At 67.6% G+C, this 11,746-nt stretch carries 13 protein-coding genes; 8 read left to right on the top strand and 5 right to left on the bottom strand.

Annotated elements, in window-relative coordinates; translation table 11 throughout:
• Positions 1–76: 76 nt before the first annotated feature.
• The 4 genes from NDI86_RS05685 (at position 77) to NDI86_RS05700 (ending at position 4,759) form a co-directional block, all read left to right on the top strand.
• Complete coding sequence (locus NDI86_RS05685) at positions 77–853, top strand: glycosyltransferase family 2 protein (RefSeq protein ID WP_310899435.1); 777 nt, start codon at positions 77–79, stop codon at positions 851–853.
• Positions 854–1,127: 274 nt separating this feature from the next.
• Positions 1,128–2,060, top strand: a complete 933-nt coding sequence (locus NDI86_RS05690; protein WP_310899436.1) for a glycosyltransferase family 2 protein — start codon at positions 1,128–1,130, stop codon at positions 2,058–2,060.
• A 279-nt stretch (positions 2,061–2,339) separates the two neighbouring features.
• Positions 2,340–3,452, top strand: coding sequence for a non-hydrolyzing UDP-N-acetylglucosamine 2-epimerase (wecB, locus tag NDI86_RS05695; RefSeq protein WP_310899437.1), 1,113 nt, complete (start codon positions 2,340–2,342; stop codon positions 3,450–3,452).
• Positions 3,449–4,759 carry a nucleotide sugar dehydrogenase gene (locus NDI86_RS05700; RefSeq protein ID WP_310899438.1) on the top strand — a complete coding sequence of 437 codons (1,311 nt, stop codon included), beginning with the start codon at positions 3,449–3,451 and terminating at the stop codon, positions 4,757–4,759. Before wecB ends, NDI86_RS05700 begins: the two co-directional genes overlap by 4 nt.
• Before the next feature lie 53 nt (positions 4,760–4,812).
• On the opposite strand, the gene NDI86_RS05705 is transcribed toward NDI86_RS05700, so the two are convergent.
• Together NDI86_RS05705 and NDI86_RS05710 are read right to left on the bottom strand one after the other, a co-directional pair.
• A complete protein-coding gene (locus NDI86_RS05705) occupies positions 4,813–5,139 on the bottom strand; it encodes a winged helix-turn-helix domain-containing protein (protein ID WP_310899439.1) in 327 nt (108 codons plus the stop codon).
• A 178-nt stretch (positions 5,140–5,317) separates the two neighbouring features.
• On the bottom strand, positions 5,318–5,791 hold the full coding sequence (locus NDI86_RS05710) for an Lrp/AsnC family transcriptional regulator (protein ID WP_310899440.1): 474 nt from the start codon (positions 5,789–5,791) through the stop codon (positions 5,318–5,320).
• A gap of 200 nt (positions 5,792–5,991) precedes the next feature.
• Between NDI86_RS05710 and NDI86_RS05715 the strand changes: the two genes are divergently transcribed.
• Positions 5,992–6,288 carry a HalOD1 output domain-containing protein gene (locus NDI86_RS05715; RefSeq protein ID WP_310899441.1) on the top strand — a complete coding sequence of 99 codons (297 nt, stop codon included), beginning with the start codon at positions 5,992–5,994 and terminating at the stop codon, positions 6,286–6,288.
• Positions 6,289–6,358: 70 nt separating this feature from the next.
• Here the strand turns inward: NDI86_RS05715 and NDI86_RS05720 are convergent, their stop codons facing one another.
• On the bottom strand, positions 6,359–7,537 hold the full coding sequence (locus tag NDI86_RS05720) for a redox-regulated ATPase YchF (RefSeq protein WP_310899442.1): 1,179 nt from the start codon (positions 7,535–7,537) through the stop codon (positions 6,359–6,361).
• 39 nt (positions 7,538–7,576) lie between these two features.
• On the bottom strand, positions 7,577–8,620 hold the full coding sequence (locus NDI86_RS05725; RefSeq protein WP_310899443.1) for a polymer-forming cytoskeletal protein: 1,044 nt from the start codon (positions 8,618–8,620) through the stop codon (positions 7,577–7,579).
• Positions 8,621–8,796: 176 nt separating this feature from the next.
• Between NDI86_RS05725 and NDI86_RS05730 the strand changes: the two genes are divergently transcribed.
• The 3 genes from NDI86_RS05730 (at position 8,797) to NDI86_RS05740 (ending at position 10,696) form a co-directional block, all read left to right on the top strand.
• The gene (locus NDI86_RS05730; protein ID WP_220587133.1) at positions 8,797–8,994 is read left to right on the top strand and encodes a DUF5800 family protein; all 198 of its coding nucleotides are present in this window, start codon (positions 8,797–8,799) and stop codon (positions 8,992–8,994) included.
• A gap of 152 nt (positions 8,995–9,146) precedes the next feature.
• Entirely contained in the window at positions 9,147–10,313 is a 1,167-nt protein-coding gene (locus tag NDI86_RS05735) for a thiolase C-terminal domain-containing protein (protein WP_310899444.1), read from the top strand.
• Positions 10,310–10,696 carry a Zn-ribbon domain-containing OB-fold protein gene (locus NDI86_RS05740; protein WP_310899445.1) on the top strand — a complete coding sequence of 129 codons (387 nt, stop codon included), beginning with the start codon at positions 10,310–10,312 and terminating at the stop codon, positions 10,694–10,696. The genes NDI86_RS05735 and NDI86_RS05740 overlap by 4 nt, the downstream gene beginning before the upstream one ends.
• 69 nt (positions 10,697–10,765) lie before the next feature.
• On the opposite strand, the gene NDI86_RS05745 is transcribed toward NDI86_RS05740, so the two are convergent.
• On the bottom strand, positions 10,766–11,704 hold the full coding sequence (locus tag NDI86_RS05745) for an alpha/beta fold hydrolase (RefSeq protein WP_310899446.1): 939 nt from the start codon (positions 11,702–11,704) through the stop codon (positions 10,766–10,768).
• Between the last annotated feature and the right edge of the window lie 42 nt (positions 11,705–11,746).

Consider the following 11,746-nt stretch of genomic DNA (forward strand, 5'->3'; position numbering starts at 1 on the left):
CCCGGGCCGGACGCGGCCACCGGCGCGCGTTCGCAGGTCGTGGCTAACCAAAGCCCGGGGCTGCGGTGGGACGCGTATGCCGGACATCGCTATCATCATCCCGACACTCGACGCCGACACGACCTTCGGGTGGGAGTCGAAACTCCGCGCGTCGTCCGTCGAGGCCGAACTCATCGTGCGCGACGACGACAGCGCCTCGGCGGCCCGTAACGCCGGGATTCGCGAGGCAACCGCGGACAAACTGGTCTTTCTCGACGACGACTCCGTCCCGCGCGGGAACTACTTCGAGCGCGTGACCTCGCTGCTCGACGACCATCCGGCGGTGACCGGCCGGATTCGGGACACCGGCGCGCGGTACATCCGGCCGGTCTCCTCGGGCGACTACGACCAGGGCGACGCGGGCCACGTCACGGAGACGGTCGTGGGCTGTAACATGGCGATGCGCCGCTCGGTCGTCGAGGACATCGGCGGGTTCGACGAGCGGCTCCCCTACGGTCACGAGGAGACGGAACTCGTCGACCGGCTCTGTGAGAGCTACGACGTCTGGTACTGCCCCGACCTGGTCGTCGACCACCCCTTCGCGGAGTCGCTGGGGGGCTACCTGGAGAAGCAGTACCGACACGGGCGCGAGGCCATCCCCTACTATCGCATCCGGGACGAGAACCTCGGCCGCCGGATGGCGCGGTTCGCGCTCGTCCCGAGCCACTACACCGGGCCGACGCCGGCGGCGACGGCGCTGCAGACGCTCGGACAGCTCGTGGCCGTCGCCGGGATGGCGCGTGGCTACGCGGGGTATCTGTCGGGGGACGACGGCGATATCACGCTCGAACAGCGCAGCGAGGAGAGCGTCTGAGCAGTCCGTCGGAACCGATTACTCCAACGATAACTGCTATTTGCACGCTAATTTTATTGGACTGCTTACCAATCTTGTAGCGGCCGCTCAGTATTCTGCGCGTAGAAATGTAGCTATAATCACAGTTTACGCATCGGTCGCTCAGTTAGTCAGTTCCGTCGATACATCGCTCAGCCGTCGGCTCTACACCAGCCGCTCGCAGGAAGCTCGTAACAATGTCTTACTGAACTGTCCGCTCTGTCACGGCCGTGCCGTCGGTCGCTATGCAACCGCTATGAGTACGACAGCCTCCACCCCGACCGAACGCCGGCTATCGAGCGACGTGTTGATCGGCATCCCAGCGTACAACGAGGCCGACACCGTCGGAGACGTCGTCCGCGCCGCGTGTGACCCGGGCGCGGACGTGCTGGTGGTCGACGACGGGAGCGACGACCGGACAGCAGCGGTGGCCGCCGACGCCGGCGCCACCGTGCTCCAGCACGACCAGAACCGCGGCTACGGCGCCGCCCTTGGTACGCTGTTTTCGGCCGCACACGACCACGGCGCGGACCACCTCGTCGTCGTCGACGCCGACGGCCAGCACGACCCGGCGGACGCCCTGGACCTCGTCGCCACCCAGCGTGCCACCGGGGGCGATATCGTCATCGGGAGCCGGTTCGTCGAGGGGTCGGAGACGGACATGCCGCTGTACCGACGGGCCGGGCTCGGCGTCATCAACGGGCTCACCGGCGCCGCGCTGACGCTTGGCTACTCCGCGGAGCGCGTCGCCGACTCCCAGAGCGGATTCCGGGCCTACAACGCCGACGCGATCGAACTCCTCGCCTGCGACGCGGACTTGAGCGACGGGATGGACGCGAGCCTCGACATCCTCTTTCACGCCGCCGACGAGGACTACAGCTTCACCGAGGTCCCGGCCGACGTGACCTACGACGTCGCCGAAGCCAACACGCACAACCCCGTGGTCCACGGCACCGTTCTCGTCTCCAACATCTTCGGCCGCGTCCTCTCTGACCGGCCGGGCCGCGTGCTCGGCGTCCCCGGCTCCATCTGCCTCCTGCTCGGCGGCCTGCTCACCCGGGTTTCGATTGCCGGAGTCACCCTGCTGTCGGCGTTCGTTCCGATTCTGGTCACGGCACTGCTCCTGACTGGAAGCGGGCTCCTCGGGGCCGCCCTGGCTATCGGGCGGATGACGCCGAGCGACAGGTGAGGACAGCCCGCGGTCGGAGACCGAGCGAGTGACTCCACTGAGCGGTCGTCGCCGCCTCGCCCCGCCGCCGGGGGGAACTCTGCTGGGACGCATTTCGTTCCCGTAGCTACAAATTGGTCTTGAAATGGTAACTAAACATCGCTATAGAGTCACTGAACTCGAGCAGACAGTGTGTACGCCGTACGACACTGGCGCGCTACCGGCCGGTTCTGTGTCGAGCCTCGGAAGCGTCTGCTATAGAGTGCATTACAAATAGATAATCGGAGGGTTGGTTCTCCCATGACGCCCCGAATCGTCTTCGTGCTCGGAACCCGTCCTGAAATCGTCAAACTCGCGCCGATAATCAGAGCCTGTGACCGCGCCGCGGTCGACTACAGCGTGGTGCACACGGGCCAGCACTACTCCGAGCGCCTCGACGGGGTCTTCTTCGACGACCTGGAACTGCCGACGCCGGAGTACAACCTCGAAGTCGGTTCGGGCGACCACGCGGCCCAGACGGGCGAGATGGTCGCTCGTCTGGGGGAGGTGTTCGAACAGGAGTCCCCCGACGTGGTCGTCGTCCAGGGCGATACGAACTCGGCCTTCGCGGGCGGCGTCGTCGCGAGCAAGCGCGACGCGACACTGGCTCACGTGGAGGCCGGCCTCCGCAGCTTCGACCGGGAGATGCCCGAGGAACTGAACCGGGTGCTCGTCGACCACGCGGCGGACCACCTCTTCGCGCCGACCGACGAGGCGGCCGACCAGCTCCGGACGGAGGCGATTCCCGACCGCCGCATCGAGGTGACCGGCAACACCGTCGTCGACGCCGTCAGGCAACACGTCCGACTGGCCCGCGAGAAGAGCGACGTGCTCGCCGACCTCGACCTCCGCGGGGAGCCGTTCGCGCTGCTGACCGCCCACCGGCCGGGTAACGTCGACGACCGCGAGCGATTTCAGGGATTGCTGGACGGGGTCGCGGCGTACGCCGCCGAGCGGGACCTCCCCGTCGTCTACCCCGTCCACCCGCGCTCGCGCGAGAAGATAGACGAGTTCGACCTCGACGTCCCGGACGCGATTCGGTGCGTCGACCCGCTGAACTTCCTCGACTTCCTCCGACTGGAGAGCGCGGCCGCCGTGGCCTTTACCGATTCGGGCGGCGTCCAGGAGGAGACCTGCGTCCTCGGGACCCCCTGCGTGACTATCCGCGACAGCACCGAGCGGCCCGAGACGCTCACCGTGGGGTCGAACGTGCTCGCTGAGCCGACCCCGGAGAGCATCGTCGACGCGACCGAGGACGTCAGACGCGGGCCCAACGACTGGGAGGCCCCCTTCGGCGACGGCCACGCCGCCGAGCGCATCCTCGAGACGCTCGGCGTCGATGCGCCGGCGCTGTCGGGGGAGGTCCCCGTATGACGAGCGGCTCCGCCCACGGCGGTGACGGGACGACGACCGTCTCCGTCCACGGGCTGGGCTACGTCGGGCTGCCGACGGCGGCGCTGTTCGCCAACAACGGCTGTACCGTCTACGGCATCGACACGCAGCCGGACAAACTCGAAACGCTTCGGACCGAGGGCGCGGACTTCCGCGAGTCCGAACTCAACGACTACGTGGACCGCGTGCTCGGTACCGACGCGCTCCGACTCCGCGAGCGCCCCGTCCAGAGCGACTACCACCTCGTCTGCGTGCCGACGCCGTTCGACCACGAGCGCGGGGCCGCCGACCTCTCCTACGTCAGGGCCGCCGCCGAGGGCATCGCCCCGAAGCTCCGGCCGGGCGATACGGTCATCGTCGAGTCGACGGTGCCGCCGGGGACGACCGCCAACGTGGTCGGCGAGACGCTGGAGCGAAACGGCGACTTGCTGCGGGAGACGTTCAACCTCGCGTTCTGTCCCGAGACGGTGCTGCCGGGGTCGATACTCGACGAACTTCGGGGGAACGACCGCATCGTCGGCGGCATCGACGGCGAGGCCACCGCCGCCGCTCGCGACCTCTTTGCCGACGCGGTCGACGGCGACATCCACACCGCGCCCGACGCCGCGACGGCGGAGTTCGCCAAACTCGCCCAGAACACCCACCGCGACGCCAACATCGCCATCGCCAACGAACTGGCGAAGGTGGCCCGCGACCACGGCGTGGTCCCGCGGCCCGCGTTCGACCTCGCCAACGAGCATCCGCGGGTGGACCTGCTGCACCCGGGGCCGGGCGTCGGCGGCCACTGCCTCCCGGTCGACCCGCTCTACCTGGGCCAACACTCCGACCACGTCCAACTCATCGAGCACGCCCGCGCGGTCAACGACGGGATGGTCGAGTACGTACAGGAACTGCTCGGAGACGCGCTGGGGTCACTCGCCGGGAAGCGCGTCGCCGTCTTCGGGCTCGCGTACAAGGGGAACGTCGCCGACACCCGGAACAGCCCCGCGCGGCGATTCGTCGAGACCCTCGCCGAACCGACCGCGAAGGTGGCCACCGACGGCGGCGAGTCCGCCGTCGACGTCCGCGTCCACGACCCCCACGTGACCGACGCCGCGGTCGACCTCTGGAGCGAGTCGGCCGCACTGGCGGGCGCCGACGCGCTCGTGTTCATGACCGACCACGACGAGTTCACCGGCCTCGACCCAGAGGCGGTCGTCGAACGGATGGACGACAACGTGGTGGTCGACGCCCGGGGCCTCACCGACGAGTCGTGGCACGAGGCGGGACTCGACGTTCGGCGACTCTAACGTCGGCGGGTCGTCGTCCGAAGCGGCGGATTTCCACCCCGTCCGGGGGTCCCCTAGAGCCAGTCGACGGGGAGGTCGTCCTCGTGAGTCAGCAGCAGCGTCACCAGCGGTGCGACCTCGTCGTAGCGTGGCCCACCGGTAACCGTCCCGCGCTCCCGGTTCCATCGGATGAACCCGGCCTCCGCGAGCTTCGGGAGGTGGACGTGATGGAGCGACGCCAGAAACGCGTCGAACGGGCCGTTCCCGGGGGCGAACTCCTCGGGCGAAAACGCCTCGTGTTCCTCGTTCCGAACGAGCACTGTCAGAACCCGTCGCCTCACTGAGTGACTGAGAATCTCGAACAGTTCGTCGGACGAACTCTCTGTGTATGCGATGGTCATTGTCGGATGGGAGACGAGATGGACACCGCGCGTTCCCGCGCTCCCGGTGAGCCGTTATTCACCTGTCGACCGCATTATAGTTGCGATTATGACAATCATCACGGTGGTTTTTTCGCAGAAAGACGAACCAGTTCTGGTAATTTCGCAACACGACTTCGTGTCTGGGCAATTCGGGGACTCACTCGGGTTCGTCGAGTTCGAACTCGGCCCAGGGGCGGGTGTAGTGGTTGGTGACGATTTCGGAGGAGGTTATCTCGAACCCCATCGAGGCGAGGTCGTTCGTGATGTCGGTGAGGTCCCGCGTGTCGGTGGCGATGACCTCGACGTAGATGTTGCGGGAGCTGGTGAGCATCTCGCGGACGTCGACTACCCCGTGGCGGTCCAGCGCCTCTACGGCTAGTTCCTCCCGCTCTTCGGCGGGAGCGCTGCAGACGAACAGCACGTGCAACGGGTAGTTCGCCCGCTCGTAGTTGATTTTCGGATAGTACCCCTCGATAATGCCGGTGTCCTCCAGCCGCTCGATACGGTTTCGAACGGTGCTGGCGGAGACTTCCACCTCCTCGGCGATATCGGCGATAGTGGTGTTGCGCGCGTCCTCCTGGAGGGCGAACAGGATGCCCCTGTCTACCTCGTCGAGCGAGACCGAACTCATGTGTCAACCCAAACCCGCCGACTGTAAGAATCTTCGTTCGGGTGGCGAAATCTCCATTCCGGGCGGCGGAATCGCCAGCCCTCACCGATACGCTACTCGTTTCCCCGACTCGGTTGTGATTATCGTACTCAAATCGCCCCTTTCTGCGGTATCCACACGTTCATAGAAATGCTTATCTGGATTGGTTAGAAATCGAGTATATGGACTCACAGTGCGCTTCGCTTCTCGTCGTCGAAGAAGTGGCTCGGAAGGAGGGTGTCCCACCGGCGGAGTTGTCCCCGCCCCTGGGTCGCGTCATCGACGCCGAGGCGCTCGACAAACTCGTCCAGTCCGTCGGGCCGCCGATGGCGAATCCCGCCGAGGTCACGTTCGAATACCGGGACTACACGGTTCGGGTACAAAACGACGCCGAGGTTCGGGTTGCGGTCGAAGAGGCGTCCGCGCCGCCGGAGGGCGGCGAGTCGACACCCGAAGGACGGGTCGAGCAGTCGGACTGACTCGAAGTCGACAGGGAGGGGAGAGCGGTCGCGAGACACCCACCGGTCCTCACGAGGCCGCTCGCCGCTCTCACCCGTCGGAGATTATCTTGACGACGGCGCCCTCTTCGAGCTCCGTCTCGTCGCTGACGCGCATCCCCTTTCGCGCGTCGACGGCGTGGGTGTAGCCGTCGCCGATGTCCGAGTGGACGGCGTAGGCGAGGTCCGTCGGCGTCGAGCCACGCGGGAGCAGGTGGGCGTCCGGGAGGACGTTGCCCTGGCCGTCGGTCCACTTCGTGTCGTTCTGGACGGGATAGGCCGTGACGTGGTCGAGCAGGTCGTAGACGGCGGTGTCCATGGCCTGTTGCACGCCGGTCCCGCCGAACGCGGTCAGCACCTCACGAATCCGGTCCAGTCCCTCCCGTTGCTGGTCGCTCACCTCGCCGACGATGTCGAAGTCGGGGTCGCCGGGGTCGTAGTCGACGACGCCCGCTTTCGCGGCGTTGCGGAGCGCGAGTTCGCCGTCGGCGGTGGCGGGCACGACCACGTCGGCGGCCTCGCGCAGGCGCTCGACGTTGCCCGCGGGCGCGATGTCGGCCTTGTTGGCCACGACGACGATTGGTTTCGTGCGTTCGCGTATCTCGCGGGCCAGCGCCTCCCGGTCCGCGTCCGTCCAGGCGATGGGGTCCTCGGGGTAGTCCAGTTCCCGGAGCGTGCGGGCCACGTCGAGTTCGCTCGCGCCGACCCCGGCGAGCATGTCCTCCAGGGCTTCGTCCAGCGCGAAGTCGGGCGAGCGGGACTGGCGCTCGATGGACTCCCAGTTGCGAGAGACGATGCTCGCGAGCCAGAGGTCCATCTCCTCCTCGACGAAGTCCACGTCCTCGACCGGGTCGTGTTCGCCGACCTCGACGGGTTCGCCCTCTGCGTCGGTCCCCCCGGAGGCGTCGACGACGTTCAGTATCACGTCGGCGTTCGTGAGTTCGTCGAGGAACTGGTTGCCCAGCCCGCGGCCCTCGTGGGCGCCCGGCACCAGTCCGGCCACGTCGATGAGTTCGACCGGGACGTACCGTTTCCCGTCCCGGCAGTTGTCACCCCCGCAGCGCTGCTCGCGGGAGAGACAGGGACACTCCGTGCGGACGTGGCTCACGCCGCGGTTGGCGTCGATGGTCGTGAAGGGGTAGTTCCCGACGTCGACGTCGGCCATGGTGGCGGCCTTGTAAAAAGTAGACTTCCCGGCGTTCGGTTTGCCGGCCAGCGCGATAGAGAGCATGCTACCAGCTACCGCACTCCGGGAAAAGGGGGTTTCGGTCTACTCCGCCGCGGCCCGCTCCTCGTCGTCGGCCGCCGGGTCGTCGGTATCGTCTGTCGCCGCGGTAGCTGCATCGTCTCCGGCCGCGTCGTCTGCGTGGTCCGTCTCCGTAGTGTCAGTGTCAGCTTGTTCCGTCGTGTCGTCCCCGTCTTCGAGCTCCTCGGCCATCTCGGCCATCGCTTCGGCGTCCTCGTCGGGGCGGGAGAGCACCTCGTCGGTGTGCATCCGCATCTCCTCGCTCGCGCGAATCTTCCCGTCGATGGTGGCGTTCTCGTGGAGCGCGACGGTGTTCGCGGAGATGTCGCCCCACACCTTCACGCCGGGGCCGATGCGCACGTCGCCGTCGCGGGTCGTCACGTCGCCCTTTATCTCGCTGCCCCGGCCCAGCACGACGTCCCCGCGGGCTCGCAGGCTGCCGAAGACGACGTTGTCGCGCCCGACCGTCAGCGACTCCGCGCGGATGTTGCCGTGGAGCCGGCAGTCGTCGCCGACGACGGCGGGCGTCGACACCCGCCAGGCGTCGTCCGAGACGCTTGCGCCCCGGGGAATCAACAGCGGCTCGTTGTCGTCGGCGTCGCCGAGCAGTTCCGAGATGACCTCCTCGGCGGCCTCGTCCTCGCCGATTCGCAGCAGTTGCGAGAGGTAGACGAAGAGGAAGACGATGGTCGGCATCGGGTTGCGAATGACTATCCACCCGTTGGCCTCGAACCCCTCCTCGATGTCCACGTCGTCGCCGATGTCGAGGTCGCCCGCGACCCGGAGTTCCCCGCCGACGTGGACGCGCTCGCCGATGTAGGCGTCCTCGGCGACGAGGACGTTCTCCGCCACGTCACACCACATGTCGAGACGGCAGTCGCCGTCGGCCTCGATGTGGCCGCCGAAACGGACCCGCTCGTCCGCGATGACCGAGCGCCCCCGGACTCCGAACTCGACCGTGCTCTGGCCGCCGACCACCACGTCCCCGTCGGTCACGAGGTCGTGTTCCTCGACAGTGGTGCCGTCAGGAATCGAGAGTTCGGAGAGCGGGTCGGAGCCGAATTGCACACGCCCAATACGCGTTTCGACCGTCTTAAAGCCTGAGGGCGCGCACGACGGGCGTCTGACGAACGTCTGACGAGCGGTCACGGGCCGGTTGCCGATTGCGCCCGTTCCCGTGGGACCGAGTAGCGAATCCGCCGCGAGCGAGTACGTTTTTACACGCACATCGCTTACCCACGCGCATGACCGTTCTCTCGTTCGACGAGCAGGGTGTCGACGTCGTCTACGACGGTACGGAGTTCAGGCTGGAGAAATCTCTCATCGAGGACGCCACCCAGAAGTCCTACCCCGACGTGACCGACCACGAGGTGCTCCAGATAGTCGAACCCGACCCGTCGCTGTCGGGCGAACCGCGGCGCATCGCGGAGATAGTCGACTGAAGGCATATCCTACGAAGGAACTCAAACCTTCCTGGGTAAATATAGAATTTCCGACCAAAGTGGCGCTGTCTTGCGGTTTTTCCGGCGGAAATTCGTGGCAAAAACTCACACAGGCGGCAAGAATTTAAGTACTCGGACCGCACCCCGAGGTAATGACAGACCCACGTATCGCCGGGGCCGGCGTCACAAAGTTCGGGAAGCACCCCGAGCGGACCGGCCGGGACCTCTTTGCCGACGCTGGACTGGAAGCGCTGGACCAGTCTGGCGTCGACCCCGACGACGTCGACGCACTGTACTACGGGAACTTCATGGGCGAACTCGCCGAACACCAGGGCCACCAGGGACCGCTGATGGCCGAGGCCATCGGCGTCGACGCGCCCGCGACGCGGTTGGAAGCCGCCTGCGCCTCCGCCGGGACCGCAGTGCGGGAGGCGGTGAAGACGCTGCGCAACGGGGAGAGCGAGGTCGTGGTCGTCGGCGGCGCCGAGCGGATGACCAACATCGGCACCGCGGCGGCGACGGACGCGTTAGCCATCGCCGCGGACGACCTCTACGAGATTCGCGCTGGGATGACCTTCCCCGGAGCCTACGCGCTGATGGCGCGGGCCTACTTCGACGAGTTCGGCGGTTCCCACGAGGACCTCGCCCACGTGGCGGTCAAGAACCACGAACACGCCCTCGTCAACGACCACGCACAGATACGGAAGGAGATAACCCTCGAAGACGCGACGGAGGCGCCGACCATCGCCGCGCCGCTTGGCCTGTACGACTCCTGTCCCATCACCGACGGCGCGGCGGCCGCCGTCCTGACGACCGAGGCGTACGCCGACGAACACGGCCTCGACGCGCCGGTCGCCGTCACCGGCACGGGCCAGGGCGGCGACAACCTCGCCCTGCAGGACCGCCCCCACCTCGCCCGGACCCCTGCGGCCGACAAGGCCGCCGAGGAGGCCTACGCCGACGCCGGTATCACCGCCGAGGACGTGGACGTGGCCGAGGTCCACGACTGCTTCACCATCGCCGAAGTGCTCGCCATCGAGTCCCTGGGGCTGTTCGACGTGGGCGAGGGCATCCACGCCGCGACCGAGGGGACGACGACCCGCCACGGCGAGATGCCCGTCAACCTCTCGGGCGGCCTGAAAGCCAAGGGCCACCCCGTCGGCGCGACCGGCGTCGCCCAGCTAGCCACCATCGCGTGGCTGCTGGAGGGGACCCATCCACGCGCCGACGCCGTCCCCGACGGGACGGTCGGCGTCGCCCACAACGCCGGCGGCACCGTCGCCTCTACCACCGTCCACGTCCTGGAGGTGGCAGAATGACCGAGACGCCGCTCAACGGCGAGTACGACGACTGGCTCGACGGTATCGAGGCCGGCGAACCGTACTACGTCGAGTGTAGCGAGGGCCACGGCTGGCTCCCGCCACGGCGCGTCTGTCCCGACTGTGGCTCCCGCGACCTCCACGAGGAACCGCTGCCCGACAGCGGCGAGATAGCGACCCACACCACCATCACCGTCGCCACGCCCCAGTTCGAGGACGACGCCCCCTACGTCACCGCCATCGCGGACTTCGGCCCGGTCTCGATTACCGGACTCGTCCGGGGCGTCGACCCCAAGGACGTGTCGATGGGCGACGCGGTCGGCCTCGAGGTCGGCGAGCGCGAGACCACCGGCGAGCGCGCCGTAGTCTTCCGGCCGCGCTAGTAGCCGCTGTCTCAGCCGGTTCGTCGAGCGCCGCGTGTGCCGCGTGGTAGAACACGCGCCGTGGCAGTCCTATTCGACGTCCACCGTCACAGTCTCGCCCCGCACCACGTCGACGAACTCCCCGGGGTGTTCGACGTGGGGGAGCAGCAAGGAGTCGCCAAAGACCACGAGCGTCGCGTCGGCCTCGTCGGCCAGCACTCGCCCGTCGGCCAGCGGCGTGATGTCGGCGTCCTCCCCCCAGACCAGGGTTATCGGCACGTCGAGGGCCGCGAGCACGTCGCCCAAGTCCTCCTCGGGGTCGAGGAAACCGGAGATGAACGACGCGGGCGCGAACCGGGCGCCGGGCTGGTGGGCGCTGGTCCACTCGTAGTCGACCACCTCGTCGGTGAGGTTGTCCGTGTCGTAGTAGCCGTGGTCGGCGTGGAAGTGTCGAATAGAGGCCTTCGAGCCGATGAGGTTGTAGATGGCCTGGCCGACGACGGGCGCGCGGACGAGCGAGCGGCGCGGCACGGACCGTCCGCCCATCGAGGAGTCCGTCGGACAGACGAGGACGAGCTCCGCCACGTCGACCTCGCGGGCTGCCATCGCCGCGTAGGCGCCCGTCAGCGAGGAGGCGACGACCGTCGCGTCCTCGCTCTCGTCGGCGAGGAAGTCACGCACGAACGTCGTCATGAGCGACGCCGAGTACAGCAGCGGCGGCCGGTCGGTGTGGCCGAAGCCGGGCAGGTCCGGCGCGAGGACGTGGTACTCCTCGGCCAGGTGGTCGAAGACGGCGTGGAACTCGTGGTTCGAGGCGGCGGCGTTGATGCCGTGCAACAGGACGAGGTCGGGGTCGCCGGGGTCGCCGGCCTCGGTGTAGGCCACGTCGAACCCCCGCCAGCGATAGGTCCCCCGGTCCCCCCGGAGGAAGGGTTCGAACTCGCCGGCACGCGACTGGAGGAGCCGGTTCGCGAGCGATAGCGTGCCGACCGTCCCGACTGCGGCGCCGAGTGCATTGCGGAGTTTCATACCTACCTGTAAGACCCCGGACCTGTTTATACGTAGGGTCGC

Origin of the sequence: Haloarcula onubensis, from assembly GCF_031624605.1 — an archaeon.
GTDB lineage: Archaea > Halobacteriota > Halobacteria > Halobacteriales > Haloarculaceae > Haloarcula > Haloarcula onubensis.

Excerpts from the sequence above, each read along its gene's own strand:
- NDI86_RS05730 (WP_220587133.1), top strand. The coding sequence starts at position 8,797 with ATGACCGTTCTCTCGTTCGACGAGCAGGGTGTCGACGTCGTCTACGAC.
- wecB (WP_310899437.1), top strand. The coding sequence starts at position 2,340 with ATGACGCCCCGAATCGTCTTCGTGCTCGGAACCCGTCCTGAAATCGTC.
- NDI86_RS05735 (WP_310899444.1), top strand. The coding sequence starts at position 9,147 with ATGACAGACCCACGTATCGCCGGGGCCGGCGTCACAAAGTTCGGGAAG.
- NDI86_RS05700 (WP_310899438.1), top strand. The coding sequence starts at position 3,449 with ATGACGAGCGGCTCCGCCCACGGCGGTGACGGGACGACGACCGTCTCC.
- NDI86_RS05710 (WP_310899440.1), bottom strand. The coding sequence starts at position 5,791 with ATGAGTTCGGTCTCGCTCGACGAGGTAGACAGGGGCATCCTGTTCGCC.
- NDI86_RS05745 (WP_310899446.1), bottom strand. The coding sequence starts at position 11,704 with ATGAAACTCCGCAATGCACTCGGCGCCGCAGTCGGGACGGTCGGCACG.
- NDI86_RS05740 (WP_310899445.1), top strand. The coding sequence starts at position 10,310 with ATGACCGAGACGCCGCTCAACGGCGAGTACGACGACTGGCTCGACGGT.
- NDI86_RS05715 (WP_310899441.1), top strand. The coding sequence starts at position 5,992 with ATGGACTCACAGTGCGCTTCGCTTCTCGTCGTCGAAGAAGTGGCTCGG.
- NDI86_RS05705 (WP_310899439.1), bottom strand. The coding sequence starts at position 5,139 with ATGACCATCGCATACACAGAGAGTTCGTCCGACGAACTGTTCGAGATT.
- NDI86_RS05685 (WP_310899435.1), top strand. The coding sequence starts at position 77 with ATGCCGGACATCGCTATCATCATCCCGACACTCGACGCCGACACGACC.
- NDI86_RS05690 (WP_310899436.1), top strand. The coding sequence starts at position 1,128 with ATGAGTACGACAGCCTCCACCCCGACCGAACGCCGGCTATCGAGCGAC.
- NDI86_RS05720 (WP_310899442.1), bottom strand. The coding sequence starts at position 7,537 with ATGCTCTCTATCGCGCTGGCCGGCAAACCGAACGCCGGGAAGTCTACT.